We start from the raw sequence: 23,718 nt of genomic DNA, 5'->3' as shown, positions 1-23,718 counted from the left end.
TTGGCCCCGCCGGGCGGGACCGTCTTGCCGCGGTTTGCGATTGCCGGGCACTGCATCCTTACCAGCGGGTCCATGGGCCCGAGGTAAAGGGTCGACGCCGAACGCTCGGTTTGGCTAACGAAGGATAAAGGCGCTGCGGCTTCAGCTATCCCGGGACGGTCAGTGGCCGGAGCCGCGCCGGGCGGCGTCCGCGGCCGGCTCCGGGTCGCCCAGCGCTTCTGCCATCATCAGCATCGAGCTGCGCCGAGGCTTGCGCCCGGCTGCCGGGATATCGTCGCTCCCGTCCGTCGAGATCATCAGAAGCGCATTGCTGCGACGCGGTCGCGGCTGCGCGGGGGCGCCCGGCTCGTTCGCCGGCCCGCGCGCAAGCGGACGCCTGTCGCCGGCCGGCGGCGGGCGGTCGGGGCTGCGGGAACGGCGTCCACGCCGCTCGCCGCCGTCGCGCCGCTGCACCACCGCAAGCGCGGTCGTCGCGGCGACGGCACCGAGCAGCCCGAGGACCGGCGCGAGCAGGACGATCGACGGCCGGCTCGACCGCAGCGGCGGCACCGCTTGCGACACGACCTTGACGTTGTCGCTGTTGATCGCCGCGAGTTCCTCGGTCGTCTTGTTGCGGGCCAGGAACTTCTCGTAGATGTCGCGGTCTGCCGCCGCCTCGCGGCGCAGCGCCTCGAGACGCACCTTGGCGGCGTCGGTCAGCACCGCCCCCGAGCTCAGCCGCGCGATGTCGCCCTCGAGCGTCTTCTGCTTGGCCTCGGCGATCTCCAGTCCGCTCTTCAGCTGCTGCGTCAGGTTCTGACGCTCTTCGCGGATCTGCCGGTCGATGCCCTCCATGGCCTGGCGGGTCTGGGCGATGCGCGGGTGACGCGCGCCATAGGTCAGGCTCTGCTGGTCGAGCTGCTGCTTCAGCTGGGCGCGCTGCTGGCGCAGGAAGGCAAGCTGCGCCGGCTCGCTGTAGCGCTCGTCGGCAAGCGCGCCGCCGCCCGTGCCGCCGCCGACCTGGTTCTGGTAGCGCGCCCGCGCTGCCTCGGTCTCGGTCCTGGCCAGCGCGAGCTGCGCGCTGAGTTCCGTCAGCTGGCGCATCTGCAGCGTGTTGTTGTCGTCGACATAGAGTATGCCGTGCTCTGCGGCGAAGTCGGCGACCGCCTTTTCGGAAGCGTTGAGCTTGCGGCGCAGCTCCACAAGCCGTTCGGACAGCGCGCGGCCGGCCGCTTGCGTCGCCTGCCGCACCTGGCCGTTCTGGGCGTCGGCGAATTCGCTGGCGACGCTGTTGGCGATCCGCGCCGCCTCCTCGGGCGTTGCCGCCTTGTAGGAAATCTCGACCAGGTAGGTGGCGCCCTTGCGTTCGACAGCCAGGTTGCTCTTGAACCTCGCCAGCGCCTTCAGCTGCTCGGCTTCGCTCAGCCGGTCCTCGACGCCGCCGAGCAGGTCGAGCTTGTCCATGACCGTGAGCAGGAAGCCGTCCGACCGCATGATCTGGACCATGCTTTCGAGCACCGCCGCGTCGCTGCCAACGGGCTGCAGCACGTCCTCCTGCAGCGTGACCTGCACGCTGCGCGGATCGACCAGGACCGTCGCCGTCGCCCGGTAGGGAAACGGCGTCATCATGACCAGCGTGATGCCGGCGGCTGCCAGCACAAGGGCGATCGCGCCAATCTTGACGATGTTGTCGATGACGAAGCGGACCAGCGCCAGCGGGTCGATCATGCCGCTGCCCGGCGTCGCGCTGCTGCGCGTCACGGTCGTTTCGGGGCCTCGACGATAGGCTTCAGGCATATCCCAATCGGAATTCATGACGCTCCGGAAATCGCATGCGGCAGTTCACGATTGCCGGCGGCCAGACATGACCGAACGGTAAACAGCAATGCTGAATGGTAAGTTAACCAATCGAATAGATTGCGGCTGTAGCATGCGCCGCAAAGTATTGCCGGCAAGGTGCGGGCGCGCCGCCAAAGCGGCGCGGCTGCGGTCCGGTCGAGGTGCGGACGGGTGTTATGACGAGCGTGACCGCCGACGGCGAGGGGACCGGCCGGGTCCTCGAGGCGAGGGCCGCGATGGCCGGCGCCGGCTTTGCCAATTCGGTGCTGACGGTGGTGATCGCAGGCTGCATCGCCGGCCTGCCGATCCTCGCGCATATCGTCCATCCGGCTCTTGGCGTGCTGACGGCGACCGTGCTTGCCGGCCTCTGCGCCTGGCGCATGCCGCAGACCGCCATCGTAGCGATCTTCTTCGCGCTCCTGTTCCAGAACACCTTCGTGTCGCTGGCGGTGAACGCCGTGGTCAGCGACGACGATTTCGACATCATCCGCGGTTACAACTTCGTCACCGTCAGCGTCACCTGGCTGGTCCTGACCATTGGCTTCCTTGCCGACTGGCGCCGCCGCAACACGGCCATCGACCCTTTCGTCAAGCTGCTGGTCCTGCTCTACGCCATCCTCGGGGTCTATTTCCTCGTCGGCTTCGCGCTCTACGGCATGACGGCGATCATCTACCTGCGCAACATCGTGACGCCGCTCCTGCTGTTCCAGATCTGCATGATCGCCTTCGTGCGCCAGCCGATCCGGATCGGTCATGCGATGACCATCCTGTCGGTGCTGCTCGTCACCTGCGGCGTGGTCGAGTTCTTGTGGCGGGAGACCTGGCTCGGCCTGACCAACGGCTATGCGTTCTGGGAGCGCGCGGCGGGCCCCAACTACGTGACCATGGACTACGACAAGAAGCTGGCGGAGACCGGCATCGTCGCGACCGGGCTGCTGGACAGCTTCCGCATCTCGCTGTTCAACACGCCGCTGCTGGGCGACCACGACCTCGAGGTCATGCGCATGTTCGGGCCGAACATGCATGCGATCAGCTTCGCCTATGCGCTCTGCTTCCTCTGCATCTTCGCGCTCTATCGAGGCAACCTGGCGCTGGCGACCGCGCTGTTCGCCTTCCTGGTCCTGGCCAGTGCCAAGGGGCCGCTCATCCTGTTCCTGCTGGTCGGCGCGAGCTGGCTGAACTTCAGGCTGTTCGGCGCGAAATTCGCGCTGGCATGCCATGCGCTCGTGATGCTGGTCTACGCCGCCGCGGGCATCGCCGTCGGGCTCTCCATCGGCGACTATCACGTCCTCGGCCTGATGGGCGGCATGCATGAGTTCGTCGTCAATCCCGTCGGCCGCGGCATCGGCGCCGGCGGCAACCTGTCGGCCGACTTCGACAAGATCGTGTGGACGGTGGCCCAGGCGGCGGGGCGCACGCCCTTCGCCGTCGAGAGCGCCGTCGGCGTCCTGTTCTCCCAGATCGGCGTCTTCGCAGCCGCCGTCATCGGCGCCTATGTCTGGATCGCTTGCCGAATCTTCCGGATTGCGCTTATGACCGGCAACGACCTGCATGCCGCAGCGGCATTTGCCCTGCTCACCATGGTCGCAACCGGCCTGTTCCAGGAGGAAGCCTACTTCGCGCCGCTTGCGCTCGCCGTCTTCATGGCGCTGGCGGGCATGATCATCGGCGCGGCAGCCCGTTGCGGGCTGCTCGCACCTGTTTCGCGGGCGCCAACGCTTTCTTGACGGATTTCAGGTCGAATGGGCAACAAAACGTTACTGGCATTGAATTGATGAAGAAGAGAACCGATCGAGGGCCCGTGCGGCTCCTGTTCATCCAGACGCAGGCCGAAATGGCCGGCGCGCAGGAGATCTCGCGCCTGCTCGGCGAAGGGTTGTCCGGCAAGGAGCGCGGCGGCCTTCCCGAGTTCGAGGTCCACCACCTCTTCTTCTACCGCAAGACGGCGGCTTTCGACCGCTGGACGAACGTGCATTTCTGCCTCGAGGACAGCCCCAAGGGCCCGCTGTCCTTCGTCCGCTTCCTGTGGCGGCTGGTGCGCATGGTCGCCCGCATCCGCCCCGACGTGGTGCTGACCTTCCAGCACTACGGCAACATCTTCGGCGCGCCCGCCGCGCATCTTGCCGGCGCGCCCGTCGTCATCGCCAACCATGTCTCGGCGCCGGCCACCATCTCGCCGGCCGCGCGGTCGATCGACAAGGCGCTCGGCCTGCTCGGCGCCTACGACATCATCACCGTCAATTCGAACGAGACCTGGCGCAACTACCAGTCCTATCCCGAGCGCTACCGCCGCCGGCTGGTCCACGTGCCGCACGGTTTCGAGGACAAGTCCGTCGAGGTCGGGCGCCGCGAGGCCAGGGCTGCCTTCGGCCTGCCCGCCGGCGTTCCACTGATGGGCTCGGTCGCGCGCCTCCACCCGCTGAAGCAGCTCGACGCGGCCGTGCGGGTGCTCGCCTGCCGACCTTCGCTCCACCTCGCCATCGCCGGCCAGGGGCCGGACGAGGGCCGGCTGCGCGCGATTGCCGAGCAGCTCGGCGTCGCCAGCCGCCTGCACCTGATCGGCGACATGCCGCCGTCGCGGGTCGGGCTGTTCCTCGCCGGCCTCAACGCCTTCGTCTTCCCCTCGACAGCCGAGACGTTCGGCCTGGCCGCGGTCGAAGCCGCCCAGGCAGGCATTCCGGTGGTCGCCAACGAACTGCCGGTGCTGAGGGAAGTGCTCACCGTCGACGGCGAGCCCTGCGCGCTGTTCGCCGACGCCGCCAATGTCGACGACTTCGCCGCGAAGATCGACCAGGTCTTCCAGGATCACAAGCAGGCGGCGCACATGGTGGCGCTCGGGCGCAGGCTCGCCGGCCGCTATTCGGTCGACGGCATGGTCGAGGCCTATGCCGGCCTGATCCGACAGTCGCTCGATTCCGATGCCGGCAGGACCGCCGGTTCGAGCGCTCCGTCGACGGCGGCGTTGCGCTCGCAGCAATGAGCGTTGCGCCGCCGGCGTCCAGCCGGGACCGCATCCTGGTCGTCGTCGGGGACGCCGCTCTGGCGCGCTGGGTGGTGTCGCTGGTCGAGGCGCTGCGGCGCTCGGGCGCCGCGGCCTTTCTCAGGATTGCCAGGTCCGAGGGACCGAGGCCGTCATCCGCGCTGGCGACGCTGCTCGGCCTGGAAAAGATGCTCGTCGCCGGGCACAGGCCGGGCGGCGCGGACCGCATCGGCCCCGATGAACTCGACAAAGGGCTGATCGAACCTGCCGATTTCCGTCCCGACATCGTCATCGATCTCGACGAAGGCGGCGAAAGGCTGCCGCGGGCGACGCGGCTGCGGCCGCTCTATGACGGCGAGCCCGGCGAGACGGCGCTCGCGTCCTCGCTGTTTTTCCGCGGCACCCCGCGAATAGCCATCGAGCGGACCGCACCCGACGACGATGGCGGCCGCATCGTGGCCGAAGGCACGGCGTCGCTGGAGGCGGCGTCCGGGATCGGCGGCGGCATCGACGCGGTGGCATCTCGCGTTGCGACCCTGCTGCTGAAGGCGCTGGCCGGCACCGGCGACGGCGCGCCCGGCGCGCCGGCTATCCCTGTCCGGCCGATCGGCAGCCGCGACATCGCCATGCGCGCGGCGAAGGACGTCGCCCGCGCCGCGGTCCGCGCCGCCTACAGGCTGTGCTGCCACGGCTCGCACTGGCGCGTCGGCTGGCGCTTCGCCACGCCGGGCGACGACGTCTGGACGCGCCGCGACCTGGCCGGCGGGCGGTGGAACGTGCTCGCCGACCCGGTCGACCACTTCTACGCCGATCCGTTTCCGCTGCACTGGCAGGGCAGGGACTACCTGTTCTTCGAGGATCTCGACCACAAGACGGGCAAGGGCATCATCTCGGTCGTCGCGTTCGACGAGGCCGGCCGTCCCGGCCCCGCGGTGGCCGCCCTCGAGGAGCCCTGGCACCTCTCCTATCCCTTCCTGATCGAACGCGGCGGCGAGATCTTCATGATCCCCGAGAGTTCCGCCAACCGCGACATCGCGCTCTACCGCGCCACTGGCTTTCCGGCGCAATGGCGGCGGCACACCGTTCTGGTGGAAGGCGTCGAAGCGGCGGACGCGACGATCGTCGAGCATGACGGCCTCCTCTACATGTTCGCCGTGGTGCGCGACGGCGTCGGCGGCTATTCCGACACGCTGGCGATCTGGTGGGCCGAGGACCTGTTCGGCCCGTGGCGGCCGCATGCCGGCAACCCGGTGCTGGTCGACGACCGCGCGGCGCGCCCGGCCGGCAACTTCGTGCGGCGCGGCGGCGCGCTCTACCGCCCCGTGCAGGATTGCCGCCGTGCCTATGGCGGCGCGCTGGGCTTCATGAAGGTGACGCGGCTCGACCGCGAGGGGTTTGCGCAGGCGGGCGAGGGGACGATCTCCGGGGGTGGGGCGTGGCCCGGCAAGCGCCTCCATACGCTGAACTACAACGGCCGCCTCGAGGCGATCGACGGCTTCACGCTGCGGCCGCGGTTCAAGCCGGCGGCCGACCTTGTCGACCGGTGGTACCGGCCCGGCTCCTGAGGATCCTGCTCAGCGCGCCGGCGCCAGCGCGTCCATGACGCCGCCGTCGGGCATGCCGGTCGCCGGATCCATCAGCCCGAAGCCGTCCTGGAAGTCCCAGTGCGTCCACCCGATGCAGCGTTGCTCGGCCGCCGCGCGCACCGCGGCAAGCCAGGCAAGGCGCGACGGGCGCGGCGCGTGGTAGACGAGCACGCCGAACTCGTTGACGATGACAGGCTGGCCGTGGCGCACGCTCCAAGCGGCCATCGTGTCGAAGGCGGCGGCAATCGCACGTGCGTCCCACGGCGCCTTCAGCGACCGTTCCAGCGCGGCGGCGGCCCGGTCATGCCCGGCTTCATGGAGGCCGGCGACGATGGCGGGCAGGCCCGGATCGTCGGCGTCGAGCGGGAACGGCAGGTCGTGCAGGTCGCGCACCGGATCGTCGGGGCCGCCCCAGTCGGCGCCCTGGTGCGTGAAGGCGAACGGGTCGTAGTAGTGCACCGCATAGACGACGTTGGGGTCGTCCAACGGCTGCAGTCCCGCCAGTTCCTCGTGCCGCTGCGGACCGGCCGGCCCGACGACGATGGTGTGCGCCGGCAGGACGGCGCGGACGGCTGCGGCGATGCGACCCGCGGCCGGCCACCACGTCGCGCCGTCCGTCTGCGGTTCGTTCAGCAGTTCGACGGCGAGCTTTTCGGGATCGAGATATTGCGCGCGCCGCGCGACCGCCTTCCAGATCTCGACGAGCCGGGCTTCGGCCGCGTCGGGTTCCTGCCTGAACATGGCGCCGGCATGCAGGTCGAGCGAAACGGCGTAGTCCAGGCTGAACAGCAGGATGACCTGCTCGAACATCGCCTCCAGATATTCGGCGCGGCCCTCGCCGCCGAGGCGGTCGGCGTCGAGCAGCAGCCGGACATGCGTGAACCCGTTGTCGCGGAGAGCCTGCAACTGCGCCGTGGACGGGCGGTCCATCTTTTCAGGGGCGTCCCAGCCCGGCAGGTTGACGCCGCGCCGCATCGATTCGAGCAGCCGCGCATTGGGGAAGGTCTCGGCGACCGCGCAGGCGTCCGTCGCTTCGGCGGCGCCCGCGGCAGGCGCTGCAACCGCCGACGCAAGCGCCATCGCCAGGGCCAGCCGGCGCAGCGCGGTCACGCGGAGTGGCGTATGAGCGCGCCGATCGCCTTCGGATTGGTGGTGAGGTAGCGCACGGCAAGCCGGCGCGGTTCCAGCCAGGCGCGATAGACCCATTCCAGCCCGGCCTTCTGCATCCAGGCTGGCGCGCGCTTGTTCTTGCCCGAGATGAAGTCGAACAGGCCGCCCGAGGTCTTGATAACGCCAACGCCGGTCAGCTTCTCCAGGTTTCGGTCGACAAACTCCTGTTCGAGCGGCACGCCGAGCCCGATCCACAGGATGTCCGGCCTGGCGGCATTGATCGCGTCGACAATGCCGGCCTCCTCGTCGCGGCCGAAATAGCCGTTGCGGCGTCCTGCGAAGACGAGGCCTGGATAGCGCGCCTGCATGACCTCGACGGCCCTGGCATTCACATCCTCGCTCGCCCCGAGGAAATAGAAGGAGATGCCGGCCTCCGCCGCGCGGCTCGCCACCGCGTGCACGAGGTCGGTGGTGGCGACGCGCTCGGCCAGCGGCCGCTTGGAGAACATCCGGGAATAGAGCACCATCGGCATGCCGTCGGCGTGGATCTGGTCGGCCTTGCGCATCAGCGCGAGGAACCCGGCGTCGCTGCCGCACAAGGCCAGCACCTGGCCGTTTGCCGAGGTCGAGTAGAAGGGCCGTCCGGCGTTGCCGCGTTTCGTCAAGGCGTGCGCGACGAACCCCTTTGCCGAGGATTCGATGTCTGTCTGGGCGATGGGAAGCCGTCCGAGGAAACTCGTCGGCCAGTCCGTCATGGGCTTGTCGGTAGGCAATTTTGCGTCTCGATTGCTGCGGGCGGCCCGTCCCGGGCCGCCGGGATGCCGCGTATTCCGGCCGGCATCATCGTCCGGCAACGGTTTAAGGTTCCTCAACGGAACTATTGGTAAGGCCCCGGCGCTACTTGCCGAGCTCGACGCTTCTCGCCTTCGCCGCCCCGACCGCCTCGGTGACCAGCGTCTTCAGCCGGTCCTGGCCCATCAGCACCTCGAGCGCCGCGGCGGTGGTGCCGTTGGGGCTGGTCACCTGACGGCGCAGCACCGCCGGATCCTCGCCGCTCTCCGCGGCGAGCGAGGCGGCGCCGTAGACGGTCTGCATCGCCAGCAGCCTCGCGGTGTCCGCCGGCAGGCCCGCCGCGACGGCAGCGTCGGTCAGGCATTCGATGAAATGGAAGATGTAGGCCGGCCCCGATCCCGACACCGCGGTCACCGCGTCCATCAGGGATTCGTCGTCGATGGTCGCGACCTTGCCGCTCGTCGACAGGAGGTCGCCGACGAACGCCTTCGCCGGCTCCTTCACGTTCGCGTTCGAAACCACCACCATCATGCCCTTGCCGATCGCCGCCGGCGTGTTGGGCATGCAGCGCATCACGGCCGCGCCCGCGCCGAGGATTTCGGTGAAGGCGGCGATGCCGGTGCCCGCCGCCACGCTGACAAATGTCGCGCTGCCGGCGAACTTCCTGTAGCCGGCGGTCACTTCGCGGATGACCTGCGGCTTGACGGCGATGACGACGATTTCCGGCGAAAGGTCGCCCGCCGCGTCGTCGATCGACGACGCAACCACGCTGCCGAGGCGGCCGGCGCGATCGCGCAGCTCCTGGTTGGGCTCGATCACCAGCGTCTCCGATGGCGCGAGCTTGCCGGACTTCAGCCAGCCCGCGAGCATGGCGTAGCCCATGTTGCCGCAACCGACCAGAACCACCCGAACCGCCATCTCGTCCTCCTGTCGCACCGCCGTTCGCCGACGTTGGCGCCGCTTTTACCACGCAGCCTGCCGCCGTCCAGCTTTCAGAAGACCGACGACGACTTTCGGTTTCGCGGCATCGAACGCCGCAATGCCGGATTGCCCGGACGTCCATTCCGCCTTATGCCGTTTGTGCTGTTTGAGAGAGGATAAAATGGCCGAAATCATCGACGGAAAGCAGATCGCCGAAGACGTGGTGGCGAAGGTGAAGGGCCTCACGGCCGACCTGACCGCGAAGGGCCACGCGGCGCCTGGACTGGCCGTGGTGATCGTCGGCGAGGATCCAGCCAGCCAGGTCTATGTCGCATCGAAGTCGAAGAAGGCCAAGGAATGCGGGTTCCACTCGGTCCAGCACACGCTGCCCGCCGACACCCAGGAAGCGGACCTGCTGAAGCTCATCGCCAGCCTCAATGCCGATCCTGCCATCGACGGCATCCTGGTGCAGCTGCCGCTGCCGGGCCACATCGATTCCGGCAAGGTGATCCAGACCATCGCGCCCGAGAAGGACGTCGACGGCTTCCATTTCGTCAATGTCGGCAAGCTCGGCACCGGCGAACTCGAAACTGCCTTCGTGCCCTGCACGCCCGCCGGCTCGATGATCCTGATCGAGCGCGTGCGCGGCAAGGACCTGTCGGGCCTGAACGCCGTCGTGGTGGGCCGCTCCAACATCGTCGGCAAGCCGATGGCGAACCTGCTGCTCGCCGCCAACTGCACGGTCACGATCGCGCACAGCCGCACCAAGGACCTGCCGGCACTGGCGCGCACCGCCGACATCCTCGTCGCCGCCGTCGGCCGGCCCGAAATGGTCAAGGGCGACTGGGTGAAGCCCGGCGCCACCGTCATCGACGTCGGCATCAACCGCATTCCGGCCCCCGAGAAGGGCGAGGGCAAGAGCCGGCTGGTCGGCGACGTCGCCTTCGAGGAAGCGGCCAAGAACGCCGGCGCCATCACGCCGGTGCCCGGCGGCGTCGGCCCGATGACCATCGCGCTCCTGATGGCCAACACCGTGGTCTCGGCCTATCTCAAGGCCGGGCTGAAGCGCCCCGCTTTCTGACGGGGTTCATCCGGGATCCCGATGCCGACGCTGCCGCATCCCGCCCAGGTTCAACCGCCGCCCGTCGCGGGCGAGGGCGGGCGGCAGTTCGCTTTCCTGCTGGTCGACAAGTTCTCGATGTTCTCGCTGGCGGCGGCGATCGACGCCTTCCGATCCGCCAATCGCCTGCTCGGCCGCGACTACTACGGCTGGACGACCGTCTCGGCGGACGGCGAGGCGGTGATGGCCTCGAACGGCATTCCGATCAAGGTCGACTACGCGGTTGCCGACCTTTCCGCCGCCGACATCCTGTTCGTCTGCGTCGGCCTTTCGGTCGAGTTCCCGGGCAAGTCGAAGGTGCTCGGGGCGCTGCGCGCCTGGGGCCGGCGCGGCGGCGCGCTCGGCGCGCTCTCGGTCGGTTCATACCTGCTCGCCGAGGCGGGCCAGCTCGACGGCTATCGCTGCACCATCCATTGGGAGAACCGCGCCGGCTTCATGGAGCGCTTCCCCGAGATCGCCTGCACCGGTAACGTCTACGAGATCGACCGCAAGCGCTACACCTGCGCCGGGGGCACGACCTCGATCGACCTGATGCTCGAGATCATTCGAGGCGACCTGGGCGCCAACATCGCCAACGGCGTCGCCAACCAGTTCCAGCACGAGCGCATCCGCTCTGCCGGCGACCGCCAGCGTGTCGGTCCCGAGCGCGACCTCACCGGCAAGTCCGAGAAGCTCAGGCGCATCGTCGAGCTGATGGCCGACAATCTCGACGAGCCCTACTCGGCCGTCCAGCTGGCCAAGTCGGCCGGGCTGTCGGTTCGGCAGGTCGAGCGGCTCTTCCTGCGCCACCTCAATGTGACGCCCGGGCGCTACTACATGCGGCTGAGGCTGGAGCGGGCGCGCGAGCTGCTGCGCCAGACCAACATGCCGATCCTCGACATCGCGATCGCCACCGGCTTCACCTCGCATTCCTATTTCGCGCAGAGCTACCGGCTGCAGTTCGGCCGCCCGCCTAGCGAGGAGCGGCGCACGACCTATTGAGGCGGATCACGTTTCCGGCGGCACAGGCTCGGCCGCGGCTCGCTCGCGAAACACGATGTAGAGCCCGGCCGCGACCGTGATGAGGATGCCGACGAGCGCCAGGCCATCGGGGAAATCGCCGAAGATCAGCCAGCCGAACAGCGTGGCGAACGGGATTTCCAGGTATTGTATGGGGGCCAGGGTCGCCGAGGGCGCGAAGCGCAGCGACCAGGTCATCAGCAGGTGGGCGAGCGTGCCGATCACGCCGATCGCGGCCAGCAGGAACGTCTCCTGCGTCGTCGGCGCCCTGATCGCGAACATCTCGGCGCCCGAAGCCCAGCCGGCCAGCATCGCCGCGAACAGGATCGGCGTCGCGACCAGGCCGCTGACCGCCTGCAGGCTGAGCGGGTCACACTCCTTGGCGATCGTCCGGCTGACCAGGATGTAGAGCGCGAAGACCAGGGCGACGAAGAGCGGCAGCAGGGCCGGCCAGCCGACTTCGGCGAAGCTCGGCTGGATGACGAGCAGCGTGCCGGCAAAGCCGACCACGCATGCCGAAAGCCGGCGCGGCCCGACCGTCTCGTCGAGGAAGACCCGCCCGAGCAGCAGCATGATGAAGGGCAGCACGAAGGCGATGGCGACAGCGTCGGCGAGCGGCAGGTAGCGCAGCGCCGTGAACATGCCGCCGATGCCGAGGATGTGCAGCACGGTGCGGATCACGGTCAGCCGCATGACGCGCGGCGTCATCGCCAGCGTGCGGCCGGTGGCCCAGATGATCGGCAGGAGCAGCGCCGCCTGGGCGGCGAAGCGCACGGTGACGAGCTCGGTGAGCGGTATGGTGTCGCCGAGCACCTTGGCGATGGCGTCGCCGAGCGGCGCCACCACGCAAAAGCCGATCATCAGGGAAATGCCGAGCATCGGCCGGTCGGAAATCATCGACCGGGCTTAGCCGCAGGCAGGCAAGGGGGCAATGTGCCAGTCGCCGTCTGGCATGGTGCAGCCGGTCGTGCCAGCCGCCGCCGCAGCCGGCGTTCCGCCTGCGAGCCTCGCCAAGCGGCTCCGTCCTAAGGGTCGAGTTCGTCCGCCGCGGCGATGACCTCCTCGACGATCAGCCGGACGTCGGCGTGCGTCGTGCGGTGGTTGACGAAGCAGACGCGCAGCGCGAACTGATCGCCGATCGTCGCGTTCGACAGGTAGACGCGACCGCGCGCCACCAGGCGCTTCAACAGGGCGGCATTGTCCTTCGAGCGATGGCGGAAGCAGACGGCGCTGAGCGACACCGGCGCGAGCAGCTCCAGTTCGGGCCGCGCTGTCACCAGTTCGGCAAGCAGCTGCGCATGTTCGAGGTCGCGCCTGACCGCGTCGCGAAAGGCGGCGCGTCCGTGATACTGCAGCGACATCCAGAGTTTCAGCCCGCGGAAGCGCCGCGACAGCTCCATCGATTCCTCGAAGAATGCGAACGATTCGACGGGATCGTCGGTGAGGATGCGGACGTAGTCGCCACTGTGCGTAAAGGTCTTGCGGGCAACCTCGCGGTCGCGATAGAGCACGCAGCCGCAATCCAGGGGCTGGTAAAGCCATTTGTGGGTGTCGAGCGACAGGGAATCCACGCGGTCCAGTCCCCTGAACTTTTCCGGAGCAGCCAGCGCGGCCAGGCCGCCATAGGCGCCGTCGACGTGGAGCCACAGGTCCTCGCGCTCCGCCAGGTCGGCCAGTTCGTCCAGGGGATCGACGGCGCCGATCTTCACCGTGCCGGCGCTTGCGACGATCGCCATCGGCGCACGCCGGGCCGCGCGGTCGGCGGAGATCGCCGCGTCGAGCGCATGGACGCGTATCCGGTGGTCGCCGTCGACCGGGATGAGGCGCAGATTGTCCCGGCCGATACCGAGCAGGGCGATGGCCTTGGGAATGGACATGTGGATCTCTTCGGAGGCGTAGACGATGCCGGGCCGGGCGCCGGTCTCGTTGGCGGGCAGCCTGCTCTCGCGCGCCATGGCAAGCGCCATCAGGTTCGCCGCCGAGCCGCCGCCGCACAGGCTTCCCCTGAAACCGGGACAGCCGACCGCATCGGCGAGCCAGCCGGTCACCGCCTTCTCGACGGTGGCCGCCGCCGGCGCCGACCGCCAGGATGTGGTGTTCTGGTTGAGCGCCGACGCGAGCAGGTCACCCAGCGCGCCGACAGGTTCGCCCGAGCCGACGACGTACCCGAAGAACCTGCCGGTCGATGGACGTCCCCGATCGGCGATCGCGGCAAAGTCGTCGAAGACGGCGCGGCCGATCCCTTGCTCGCTCCATGGGCGCGAGAACAGCCGCTCCGTCTCCTCGCCGGTTGTCGCGGGATAGGAGGGACGTTCGTCGAGCGTTGCCCAGTAGGAGAGCGCTTGTTGGAGCGCCTCCTGGCCCAGGCGTGACAGTTCTTCGTTCGAAACGTTCAGGCTCTGCATTGCTTCGCGTCTCCCTTGTTCCACCCCCACGATAACATGTCCGGGCGGCATGCAAGCCGGCTGGTTCGCCTTGCCAGCCCGGGAAGGCTCCTCTAGCGTCACCTCCGGCGGACCTGAGCTGATTCCTGCGGGAGAAGGACATGGGGTTTCTTAAACGCGGCGCGCTCGCGGCGATCTTCTTGTGCGCGGCGAGCGGCTTTGCAAACGCGGCCGACCGCGCCATCATCGTCCTCGACGCTTCGGGCTCGATGTGGGGCCAGATCGGCGGCAAGCCGAAGCTCGAGATCGCCCGCGAGACATTGCGGGACGTGCTGCGCTCCGTGCCGGCCGATACCGAGCTTGGCCTGATGGCCTACGGTCACCGCGAGAAGGGCTCCTGCTCCGACATCGAACTCATCGTGCCGCCGGCCGCAGGCACCGCCCCAGCTATCAGCCAGGCCGTCGACGGCATGAAGTTCCTCGGCAGCACCCCGCTCACCGCCGCCGTCCGGCAGGCGGCCGAGGCGCTGCGCTACACCGAGCAGAAGTCGACCGTGGTTCTGATCACCGACGGGATCGAGACCTGCGACGCCGACCCCTGCGCGCTCGCCAAGGAACTGGAGGCGTCCGGCGTGGACTTCACGGCCCATGTCGTGGGCTTCGGCCTGACGGCGGAGGAGGGCAGGGAGGTGGCCTGCCTGGCCGAGGATACCGGCGGCAAATATCTGCAGGCGTCCGACGCGGAGGCGCTGACCGAGGCTCTGACGGCTACCGTCGTGACGCCCGCCGAACCGGCGCCTGAGCCCGAGGCGGCCCCGCCGCCGGAGCCGGTTGCCGAACCCGCTCCGCAACCGGTGCCCGAGCCGGCGCAGCCCGAGTTCAATTTCATCCCCGAGGTCGCGATGGCGGCGGGCGGCGAACTCCTGAAGGACGCCGGCAACGCCTGGGAAATCTACAAGGCCGCCGCCGACGGCTCCCGTGGCGCACACGTCGCCACCGACTACAACAATCTCAGGACATCGCTCGAGCCGGGCGACTATGTCGTCGTCGCGCGCCTCGGCGAGGCCGAAGCGGAGCAGAAGCTGACGATCGAGGCGGGCAGGGTCTACACGCCGCGCTTCGATCTTTCCGCCGGCACGCTGATCGTCAGGCCCCGCGCCAGCGAGGGAGCGGACGTCAGCGACGCCGCGACCGTGCAGGTGGCGTTCCCCGGTGGACGGGGACTGGCGACCAACTACGGCGAGACGAAGATCGTGCTGCCCGCGGGCGAGCAGAAGCTGACCGTCAAGCTGGGCACCGCCGAGGTCAGTGAGACGCTGCAACTGGCAGCCGGCCAGACGATCGAAAAGGACGTCGTCATCGGGGTCGGCCGCGTGACCGTCAATGCGCTCTATGCGCCGGGCGGCGACAAGGTCGATTCCTCGTCGCTCTTCGTGGAGATATTCAAGGCCAAGCTGAACGTCGACGGCACCCGCGAACAGGTGAGCTATACCTACGGGCCGGACGCGAAATTCGATCTTTCGCCCGGCGACCATGTCGCGGTGCTGCGGCTCGACAAGGCCGAGGCCGAGCAGCCCTTCAACATCCGCTCCGGCGAGGCCAAGGACGTGACGGTCGTGCTCGACGCGGGCGTTCTCGCGATCACCGCGCCCGGCGCCAAGGACATCAAGGTGTTTGCGGCGAAGAAGGACATCCAGGGCCAGCGCAAGGAGTTCGGCTACGGCTTCGACGGCGCGCACCAGACGACCCTGCCGGCGGGCGACTATGTCGTCGTGACCGACCGCCGCGACGGCAGCCCGGTCAAGGAAACGCCGGCCACCGTCAAGCCGGGCGAGCGCACCGAACTCAACGTCGAATAGTCGCTGTCCCCGCCGGGGACCCTGATCGGGGCGGCGTCTCGCCGACGCCGCTTCCCGCATGAACGGAGGAACCATGCTGAAACGCCTGATGCTCACGGCGCTGTTCTGCGCCGCGGCTTCCGCCGCCGGCGCGGCCGAACGCACCATCCTGGTGCTCGACGCGTCCGGATCGATGTGGGGCCGCATCGACGGCAGGCCCAAGCTGGAACTCGCCCGCGAGGCGCTGCGCGAAGTTTTGGCGACGGTTCCCGCCGATGTGGAAATCGGCCTGATGGCCTACGGACACCGGCGGAAGGGCCAGTGCGACGACATCGAGCTGGTGGTCCCGCCTGCGCCGGGCGCCGCCGCCGCGATCGGCGAGGCCGTCGAAACGATGCGCTTCCTCGGCAAGACGCCGCTCACCGAGGCCGTGCGCCAGGCCGCAGAAGCCCTGCGCTATACCGAGGACAAGGCGACCGTCGTGCTCGTCACCGACGGCATCGAGACCTGCAACGCCGATCCGTGCGCGCTCGGCGCCGAACTGGAAAAGTCCGGCGTCGACTTCACCGCACACGTCGTCGGCTTCGGCCTGACGCGCGAGGAGGGACGCCAGGTCGCCTGCCTCGCGGAAAATACCGGCGGGCGCTACATCCAGGCGGGCGATGCCGGCCAGCTTGGCGAGGCGTTGAAGAAGACGGTGGCGGCGCCGGTCGAGAAGCCTGTGGCGGTAACGCTGCCGCCGGCGACCGTTTCGACCGGGACGAAGCCGGTGATCGGCCAGGGCTTCGCGGTCCAGTGGAGCGGGCCGGGCGGCGCCAACGACTATGTCGACATCGTCGCGGCGGATGCCGAGAAGGAGCTCGCCTACGCCTATGTGAAGCAGGGCGAGGACGCCCAGCTGAGGGCGCCCGGCAAGGCCGGGACCTACCAGATTCGCTATGTCTGGGACGGCCCCGACAAGGACCATGTGCTGGCCACCGCAACGGTGGAGGTGATGGAGGCCGAAAACGCCATCGTCGCGCCGGCGTCGGTCGCCATCGGCCAGACCTTCGAGGTCGAATGGAAGGGTCCGGGCCAGCAGGGCGACTATCTCGACATCGTGCCGGAAGGGCACGAGGAGGCGTCGGGCGAGCTGTCCTATGTCTATGTGGAGCAGGGCGGCAACGTCGTCACGCTCAAGGCGCCGGGCTCGCCCGGTCCCCACAAGCTGCGCTATGTGCTCGAAGCGCCGGACGGCCGCCGGGTGCTCGTCTCGGTGCCGCTGGCCGTCACCGAAGCCGTCGCCTCGCTGGCGTTTCCGCCGACCGTGATGGCGGGAACCGACATCGATGTCGCCTGGAAGGGACCGGCCGGCGCGGGCGACTATGTCGACCTCGTCCCGGAAGGGCACAAGGATGCGGCGGGCGAGATCGCCTATTTCTACCTGGACCAGTCGTCGGACGGTGAAACGGGCACGCTGCGCGCGCCCGGCGACCCCGGCAGATACGTGATCCGCTACGTGTTGCAGGCGTCGGACAGCCGCAAGGTGCTGGCCAGCGAACCGCTCGACGTGACGCCCGTCCAGGCCGCGCTGAACGCGCCGCGGACGGTCGCCGCCGGCGCGGAGTTTGCCGTCGAGTGGAGCGGGCCGGGATCGTCAGGCGACTACGTCGACCTCGTGCCGGCCGGCCACGCCGAAACCGCGGGCGAACTGGCCTACGCCTACGTCTCCGATGCGCCGGGCGAGCGGACCGCAAAGCTTCGTGCGCCGGACGAGGCAGGAGCCTACCAGGTGCGCTACATCCTGGAGGCCTCCGGCGGCCGTCGCGTAGCAGCCTCGGTGCCGTTGACTGTGGAGTAGGTCGAGGGCGCTTCGGCGCCGTCATTCGGGAGTTGCCCGCCGTGGCGTAAAGCGCTATGCAGGCGGGCAACTCGTCAAGCGTCAAGAAAGGGGGGCTGCGTGCATACGTTCTTTCGTCACCACCGTCAGCGCGGCCCCGTCCATGCCCTGCAAATGCGTTTGCAGGGCTGACCGAGGACGAGACGCCAAGCGTTTTTCTTTTCTGGTCTGCCCTTTGTGGTGATGCCGCGCCCGCGATCCGGGTCGCGCATCGTTTCCTAAAAGACCAGAGAACGACCATGGCTTTGATCAATCTTCGTTCCCTCGGCGTGACGCTCGGCGCGCCGCTCTTTTCCGACCTCAACCTCTCCATCGGACCCGGCGACCGCCTGGGCATCGTCGCTGCCAACGGTCGCGGCAAGTCCACCCTGCTGCGCGCGATGACCGGCAGCTTCGAACCGACGTCCGGCGAGATCACCCGCTCGCGCGGCCTGCGCATAGGCCATGTCGAGCAGAACCTGCCGGCCGGCCTCGGCGACGCCACGTTCCATGACGCGGTGCTCGATGCGCTGCCCGCCGAACAGGCCGAAAGCGAGAGCTGGCGCGTCGACGTGGCGCTCGGCGAACTCGATGTCCCCGACGAACTGCACCAGCGCCGGCTGTCGCAACTGAGCGGCGGCTGGCAGCGGCTGGCGATGCTGGCCCGCGTCTGGGTGACGGAGCCGGACATGCTGCTGCTCGACGAGCCGACCAATCACCTCGACCTCGCGAGGATCGGCCAGCTCGAGGACTGGCTGAATGCGCTGCCGCGCGACGTGCCGGTGGTCGTCTGCAGCCACGATCGCGCCTTCCTCGATGCGGTGACCAACCGGACGCTGTTCCTGCGGCCGCAGGGATCGCAGGTCTTCTCGCTGCCCTACAGCCGGGCCCGCGCCGCGCTCGACGAGATCGACGCCTCCGAGGAGCGGCGTTTCCAGAAGGACATGAAAACCGCCCAGCAGTTGCGCCGGCAGGCGGCCAAGCTCAACAACATCGGCATCAATTCCGGCAGCGACCTGCTGGTGGTGAAGACCAAGCAGCTGAAGGAGCGGGCCGACCGGCTGGAGGATGCCGCACGGCCGGCGCATCAGGAACGCTCGGCCGGTGCCATCCGGCTTGCCAACCGCGGCACGCATGCCAAGGTTCTGGTGACGCTCGACGACGCCGCGGTCGGGACGCCCGACGGCACGCTTCTGTTCAAGACCGGCAGGCTGTGGATCCGGCAGGGCGACCGCGTGGTGCTGCTGGGCGCCAACGGCGTCGGCAAGACGCGGCTGGTCGGCATGGTCCGCCAGGCGATCGAGGCGCCGCAGACGGCCGGCGAGGCGATCAAGGCGACGCCGTCGCTGGTGCTGGGCTACGGCGACCAGGGCCTGTCCGACCTCGGCGACGACGACACGCCGCTCGGCGTGCTGACCCGGCGCTTCGAACTCGGCGAGCAGCGCGCCCGCAGCCTGCTTGCCGGCGCGGGCGTCGGCATCGACATGCAGACGAGCATGGTCGGCCGCCTGTCCGGAGGCCAGAAGGCGCGGCTCGGCATGCTGGTGCTCAGGCTGAGGAACCCCAACTTCTACCTGCTCGACGAGCCGACGAACCATCTCGACATCGAGGGCCAGGAGGCGCTGGAAAAGGAACTGATGGACCGCGAGGCGAGCTGCCTGCTGGTCTCGCACGACCGCAGCTTCGTGCGCGCGGTGGGCAACCGCTTCTGGCTGATCCAGAATCGGCGGGTGGTCGAGGTCGATGGGCCGGAGCGGTTCTTCGCCGAGGTGGCGGGGCGTGGGTAGGGGCTAAGTTTCGGCTGGCGAGCAGTATCGTCTCGGTGCCCGATTGCGCCGCCAGCCGCGCTGCTTGCTTGTCGAACGTGAGGAAAATCTCGCCGCCAGCACGGCGGCCCTCGAAGGCGATGACGCCGTCCGTGAAGTCGCCTCCTGCCCTGAGAAAGGCAAGCCCGGCTTCCACGGACGGTCGATCCGTTTCAACAATCTCGATCCGGAGAAAGCGTGACCTGGCCTTTCGACGTGACGGTAAGAACGGTCATGGGCGTTTTCCTTCGACCTTTCAATCCTCACGCCAGCCCGAACGCGCTGGCTCCCTGGTCGGCCCGGCCGGCGAGCTGCCGGAAGCCGGCGAAAAGTTCACGCCCCATGCCGTGCTCGTTGGCGGAGAGGTCGGGCGAGCTGATCGGCCGCGTGGCGAGTTCCTCGGCCGGCACAAGCGCCTCGAGCAGGCCCGTTTCGGCGTCGAGCCGGATCAGGTCGCCGTCGTGCAGCCGGCCGATCGGGCCGCCCTCGAGCGCCTCCGGCGTCACGTGGATCGCCGCCGGCACCTTGCCCGACGCGCCGGACATGCGGCCGTCCGTCACCAGCGCGACCTTGTGGCCGCGGTCCTGCAGGATGCCGAGGACGGTGGTCAGCCGGTGCAGCTCCGGCATGCCGTTGGCCTTCGGGCCCTGGAAGCGGATGACGGCGACGAAGTCGCGGTCGAGCGCGCCCGCCTTGAACGCCGCGTTCAGCGCTTCCTGGCTGTCGAGCACGACGGCCGGCGCCTCGACGACGCGGCGCTCCGGCTTGACGGCGGAGGTCTTGATGATGGCGTGGCCGAGATTGCCCGAGAGAACCTTCAGCCCGCCGCTCGGCTGGAACGCCTTGGCGGCCGGCGCGAGCACCTTCTCGTCGCCGCTCTGCCGCGGCGCGGGCTCGCGCGCGACGGTCCCGTCCGCGCCGAGCCTCGCCTCGATTGCATAGGGGCGCAGGCCTTCGCCCCAGATGGTCTGCACGTCCTCGTGCAGCAGCCCGGCGTCGAGCAGTTCGCGAATGAGAAAGCCCATGCCGCCGGCGGCATGGAAATGGTTCACGTCGGCCAGCCCGTTGGGATAGACGCGCGCCAGCAGCGGCGTCGCCTCCGACAGGTCGGAAATGTCCTGCCAGGTGACCGAGATGCCGGCCGCCTGCGCCATGGCGATCAGGTGGATCGTGTGGTTGGTCGAGCCGCCGGTTGCGTGCAGGCCGACGATGCCGTTGACGACGGAGCGTTCGTCGATCATCCGTCCGACCGGGGTGTAGGCATTGCCGAGTTGGGTGATTGCCAGCGCGCGCTTCGCCGCTTCCCTGGTCAGCGCGTCGCGCAGCGGCGTGCCGGGATTGATGAAGGACGAGCCAGGCGTGTGCAGCCCCATGATCTCCATCAGCATCTGGTTGGAGTTCGCCGTGCCGTAGAAGGTGCAGGTGCCCGGCCCGTGGTAGGACTTGGACTCGGCTTCGAGCAGTTCGGCGCGGCCGACCTTGCCCTCGGCATAGAGTTGGCGGATCTTCGACTTCTCGTCGTTCGGCAGTCCCGAGGTCATCGGCCCGGCCGGGATGAACACCGCGGGAAGATGGCCGAAGGTGAGCGCGGCGATCGTCAGCCCCGGCACGATCTTGTCGCAGACGCCGAGATAGACGGCGGCGTCGAACATGTTGTGCGACAGGCCGATGGCCGCCGACATGGCGATCACGTCGCGCGAGAACAGCGACAGCTCCATGCCGGGCTGTCCTTGCGTGACGCCGTCGCACATGGCGGGCACGCCGCCCGCCACCTGGGCGATGCCGCCCGCCTCGCGCGCCGCCTCCTTGATCAGGCCGGGGAAGGTCTCGAAGGGCTGATGCGCCGACAGCATGTCGTTGTAGGAGGTGATGATGCCGAGATTGGGAACCCGGTCGCCGCCGAGCGCCGCCTTCTCCGACGGGCTGCAGACCGCGAAGCCGTGCGCGAGGTTGCCGCAGGACAGCGTCGCCCGGTTCGCCGTGCTGGAGGCCGCGCGTCCGACCCGGTCGAGATAGAGTTCGCGCACGGGCCGCGAGCGCTCGCGGATCCTGTCGGTGATCGCCTCGATGTCTTTTCTTGCCGTCATCGGTCGTCCTTTCCGGCGTGTCGTCGGATGGGAGGATTTCGATCCGACACGCGCGTTGGCTAGGGGCAGGCCTGAAGCGGGCCTATTGTGCCCAGAATATTTCCACCGGCCGTGGCGACGCCTCGAACGCCGCCCGGATAGGCAGGTCTTCGCCGGCGAGCGCCCGCTCCAGCACGCCCAGCTTCTCCGCGCCTTCGATATGCAATGCCAGCAGCCCGGCTTCGACGATCTTGCCGAGCGTCAGGGTCAGCCGGAGCTCGCCGGCGCTGGCCGCCTCGACAGGCAGCGCGAGCAGGCCGGCATCCGCGGCGAGCAGGTCGGCGAGATCGGCCGCGTCGGGGAAGAACGAGGCCGTGTGGCCGTCGCCGCCCATGCCGAGCACGGCGACGTCGAGCGGCCAGGGCAGCGGCGCGAGTTCGGCGCGCGCCAGTTCGGCCGCTTCGTCGCCCGCATCTGTGCCGTGATAGAGCGGCACGAAGCGGGCCGCTGCGGCCGGCCCCTGCAGGAGCCTGTCGGCCACCAGCTTCGCGTTGGAGCGCGGCGAATCCGCCGGCACCAGGCGCTCGTCGATCAGCGTGACGGTCACCCTTTTCCAGTCGATGGCGGATCTGGACAAGGCGGCAAACAGCAACGCCGGCGTCGAGCCGCCCGACACCGCGATGAAGGCGGCGCCGCGGGCGGCGATGGCGTCGGCGAGCCTGCCGGCGATCGTTGTCGCCAGGCTGTCGGCGAGTTCCGCCCGGCTGGCGAAACGGTGCATGTCGTAGGCGATGCTCATGCCGGTCAGTTGCTCTCGTGCCAGGTGCGGCCGTCGCGCTCGATCAGCGCGATCGAGGCCGACGGTCCCCAGGTGCCGGCCGTGTAGCCCTGCGCCTCCTGCGAGTTCTCGGCCCAGGCGTTGAGGATCGGGTCGACCCAGGTCCATGCCGCCTCGACCTCGTCGCGGCGCATGAACAGCGTCTGGTTGCCGCGGATCACGTCCATGATCAGCCGCTCGTAGGCGTCAGGCGAGCGGCCGTCGAAGCTCTGCGCGAAACTCATGTCGAGCGGGATCTGGCGCAGCCGCATGCCGCCCGGGCCCGGATCCTTGATCATGATGTACTGCTTCACGCCCTCGTCGGGTTGCAGTCGGATGACGAGCTGGTTCGGCATGACGTTGCCGGCGCTCTCGCCGAAGATGTTGTAGGGCACCGGCTTGAATTCGATGACGATCTCGGAGACGCGCGTCGCCAGCCGCTTGCCGGTGCGCAGGTAGAACGGCACGCCGGCCCAGCGCCAGTTGCCGATCTCGGCCTTCAGCGCGACGAAGGTTTCCGTCGTGCTGTCCTTCCTGCCGAGCTCGTCCAGATAGCCCTTGACCGCGCCGCCGGCCGAGGCGCCGGCGCGGTATTGGCCGCGCACGGTGGACTTCGGCGCTTCCTGGCCGTTGATGCGCTTCAGCGAGCGCAGCACCTTCAGCTTCTCGTCGCGCACCGCGTTGGCGTCCATCGAGGAGGGCGGTTCCATGGCGACGAGGCAGAGCAGCTGCAGCATGTGGTTCTGCACCATATCGCGCAGCGCGCCGGCGGTATCGTAATAGGTGACCCGGTCCTCGAGCCCGACCGTCTCGGCCACGGTGATCTGGACGTGGTCAATATGCGCGGAGTTCCAGAGCGGCTGGTAGAGCGCGTTGGCGAAACGCAGCGCCATCAGGTTCTGCACCGTCTCCTTGCCGAGATAGTGGTCGATGCGGAAGATCTGGTGCTCGCCGAAGACGCTGCCGATCTTGTCGTTGAGATCCCCGGCAGAGGCCAGGCTGCGGCCGATCGGCTTCTCCACGACGATACGGGAATCGGCGGTGATCATGTCGTGCGCCTTCAGCTGCCCGGCGATGTCGCCGAACAGCGCGGGCGTCACCGCGAGATAGAAGGCGCGAATGGACTTGCTGTTGCCGATTTCCTTCTTGAGCTTGTCGAAACCGGCGCCCGTCGTCGCGTCGGCCGGCAAGTAGCTCAGCCTGCCGATGAACTTCTCGAGTTCGTCCTTGTCGATATATTCCTTCTGCACGTGCTCGGCGATCGCCTTGCGGGCGAAGTCCTGGAATTCCTTGTCGTCCAGCTTGGCGCGCGACGTGCCGATGATCCGGGTCGGCTCCGAGAACTGGTGGTCACGCTGCCGATGGTAGAGCGCGGGCAGCAGCTTGCGCTCGGAGAGGTCGCCCGTGCCCCCGAATATGATGAAGTCGAACGGCTCGACGGGAATGATCTGGCTGGTCATCTTGGGTCCAATTCATGCTGCGGCGCAGCACAATATTCTAATCGATTGAAATCCGCTAGCCCGTCGCCGACGCCAAGGTGTCACAGGGGGTGTCCGACCGGCCCAGCTTTGCGGTGGCACCATAGTGCGTCCCTGTGACAGAATTCAAAGGGAGAATCGCCGGG

18 protein-coding genes are annotated in these 23,718 nt (G+C 68.6%); 9 read left to right on the top strand and 9 right to left on the bottom strand.

The annotated features are described in order from the left end of the window. Positions 1 to 159 precede the first annotated feature (159 nt). The gene (locus ABUE31_RS17425) at positions 160 to 1,740 is read right to left on the bottom strand and encodes a GumC family protein (RefSeq protein WP_367724955.1); all 1,581 of its coding nucleotides are present in this window, start codon (positions 1,738 to 1,740) and stop codon (positions 160 to 162) included. A gap of 254 nt (positions 1,741 to 1,994) precedes the next feature. Between ABUE31_RS17425 and ABUE31_RS17420 the strand changes: the two genes are divergently transcribed. The 3 genes from ABUE31_RS17420 to ABUE31_RS17410 are packed head-to-tail and all read left to right on the top strand — an operon-like array spanning position 1,995 to position 6,363. Then, a complete protein-coding gene (locus ABUE31_RS17420) occupies positions 1,995 to 3,545 on the top strand; it encodes a hypothetical protein (RefSeq protein ID WP_367724954.1) in 1,551 nt (516 codons plus the stop codon). Positions 3,546 to 3,592: 47 nt separating this feature from the next. Continuing rightward, entirely contained in the window at positions 3,593 to 4,798 is a 1,206-nt protein-coding gene (locus ABUE31_RS17415; RefSeq protein WP_367724953.1) for a glycosyltransferase family 4 protein, read from the top strand. Continuing rightward, a complete protein-coding gene (locus tag ABUE31_RS17410; protein WP_367724952.1) occupies positions 4,795 to 6,363 on the top strand; it encodes a glucosamine inositolphosphorylceramide transferase family protein in 1,569 nt (522 codons plus the stop codon). Before ABUE31_RS17415 ends, ABUE31_RS17410 begins: the two co-directional genes overlap by 4 nt. A gap of 9 nt (positions 6,364 to 6,372) precedes the next feature. Here ABUE31_RS17410 and ABUE31_RS17405 read toward each other — a convergent pair whose 3' ends face one another. The 3 genes from ABUE31_RS17405 to proC form a co-directional block, all read right to left on the bottom strand. Continuing rightward, positions 6,373 to 7,494, bottom strand: coding sequence for a glycoside hydrolase family 5 protein (locus ABUE31_RS17405; protein WP_367724951.1), 1,122 nt, complete (start codon positions 7,492 to 7,494; stop codon positions 6,373 to 6,375). Beyond that, positions 7,491 to 8,249 (bottom strand): WecB/TagA/CpsF family glycosyltransferase, encoded by a 759-nt coding sequence (locus ABUE31_RS17400; RefSeq protein ID WP_367724950.1) that lies wholly within the window; start codon positions 8,247 to 8,249, stop codon positions 7,491 to 7,493. Before ABUE31_RS17400 ends, ABUE31_RS17405 begins: the two co-directional genes overlap by 4 nt. Before the next feature lie 142 nt (positions 8,250 to 8,391). Beyond that, positions 8,392 to 9,204, bottom strand: coding sequence for a pyrroline-5-carboxylate reductase (gene proC / locus ABUE31_RS17395; protein ID WP_367724949.1), 813 nt, complete (start codon positions 9,202 to 9,204; stop codon positions 8,392 to 8,394). 184 nt (positions 9,205 to 9,388) lie between these two features. Between proC and folD the strand changes: the two genes are divergently transcribed. Together folD and ABUE31_RS17385 are read left to right on the top strand one after the other, a co-directional pair. After that, positions 9,389 to 10,288: a bifunctional methylenetetrahydrofolate dehydrogenase/methenyltetrahydrofolate cyclohydrolase FolD gene (folD, locus tag ABUE31_RS17390; protein ID WP_367724948.1), complete on the top strand. Its 900-nt coding sequence runs from the start codon at positions 9,389 to 9,391 to the stop codon at positions 10,286 to 10,288. Positions 10,289 to 10,309: 21 nt separating this feature from the next. Continuing rightward, on the top strand, positions 10,310 to 11,308 hold the full coding sequence (locus tag ABUE31_RS17385) for a GlxA family transcriptional regulator (protein WP_367724947.1): 999 nt from the start codon (positions 10,310 to 10,312) through the stop codon (positions 11,306 to 11,308). A gap of 6 nt (positions 11,309 to 11,314) precedes the next feature. On the opposite strand, the gene ABUE31_RS17380 is transcribed toward ABUE31_RS17385, so the two are convergent. Together ABUE31_RS17380 and ABUE31_RS17375 are read right to left on the bottom strand one after the other, a co-directional pair. After that, positions 11,315 to 12,223, bottom strand: coding sequence for a DMT family transporter (locus tag ABUE31_RS17380; RefSeq protein WP_367724946.1), 909 nt, complete (start codon positions 12,221 to 12,223; stop codon positions 11,315 to 11,317). A gap of 128 nt (positions 12,224 to 12,351) precedes the next feature. Beyond that, positions 12,352 to 13,731 (bottom strand): pyridoxal phosphate-dependent decarboxylase family protein, encoded by a 1,380-nt coding sequence (locus ABUE31_RS17375; protein WP_367724945.1) that lies wholly within the window; start codon positions 13,729 to 13,731, stop codon positions 12,352 to 12,354. Between the two features lie 140 nt (positions 13,732 to 13,871). Here ABUE31_RS17375 and ABUE31_RS17370 point away from each other — a divergent pair, with 140 nt between their 5' ends. From ABUE31_RS17370 to ABUE31_RS22830, 4 genes are all read left to right on the top strand, one after another. Next, positions 13,872 to 15,569: a vWA domain-containing protein gene (locus ABUE31_RS17370; RefSeq protein ID WP_367724944.1), complete on the top strand. Its 1,698-nt coding sequence runs from the start codon at positions 13,872 to 13,874 to the stop codon at positions 15,567 to 15,569. 73 nt (positions 15,570 to 15,642) lie between these two features. After that, positions 15,643 to 17,388, top strand: coding sequence for a vWA domain-containing protein (locus tag ABUE31_RS17365; RefSeq protein ID WP_367724943.1), 1,746 nt, complete (start codon positions 15,643 to 15,645; stop codon positions 17,386 to 17,388). Positions 17,389 to 17,666: 278 nt separating this feature from the next. After that, the gene (locus ABUE31_RS17360; RefSeq protein ID WP_367724942.1) at positions 17,667 to 19,193 is read left to right on the top strand and encodes an ABC-F family ATP-binding cassette domain-containing protein; all 1,527 of its coding nucleotides are present in this window, start codon (positions 17,667 to 17,669) and stop codon (positions 19,191 to 19,193) included. Between the two features lie 43 nt (positions 19,194 to 19,236). Beyond that, positions 19,237 to 19,413 carry a hypothetical protein gene (locus ABUE31_RS22830; protein WP_437344140.1) on the top strand — a complete coding sequence of 59 codons (177 nt, stop codon included), beginning with the start codon at positions 19,237 to 19,239 and terminating at the stop codon, positions 19,411 to 19,413. 61 nt (positions 19,414 to 19,474) lie between these two features. On the opposite strand, the gene edd is transcribed toward ABUE31_RS22830, so the two are convergent. The 3 genes from edd to zwf all read right to left on the bottom strand — a co-directional run bounded on the left by edd (position 19,475) and on the right by zwf (position 23,554). After that, complete coding sequence (gene edd / locus ABUE31_RS17350) at positions 19,475 to 21,298, bottom strand: phosphogluconate dehydratase (RefSeq protein ID WP_367724941.1); 1,824 nt, start codon at positions 21,296 to 21,298, stop codon at positions 19,475 to 19,477. Positions 21,299 to 21,380: 82 nt separating this feature from the next. Further along, positions 21,381 to 22,070, bottom strand: a complete 690-nt coding sequence (gene pgl, locus ABUE31_RS17345; RefSeq protein ID WP_367725039.1) for a 6-phosphogluconolactonase — start codon at positions 22,068 to 22,070, stop codon at positions 21,381 to 21,383. Between the two features lie 11 nt (positions 22,071 to 22,081). Then, on the bottom strand, positions 22,082 to 23,554 hold the full coding sequence (zwf, locus tag ABUE31_RS17340; protein ID WP_367724940.1) for a glucose-6-phosphate dehydrogenase: 1,473 nt from the start codon (positions 23,552 to 23,554) through the stop codon (positions 22,082 to 22,084). Positions 23,555 to 23,718 lie beyond the last annotated feature (164 nt).

The organism is Mesorhizobium marinum (assembly GCF_040813675.1).
Lineage (GTDB): Bacteria > Pseudomonadota > Alphaproteobacteria > Rhizobiales > Rhizobiaceae > Mesorhizobium_K > Mesorhizobium_K marinum.
The sequence above is the reverse complement of the archived record's forward strand: the minus strand, read 5'-3'. Positions and strand labels throughout refer to the sequence as shown.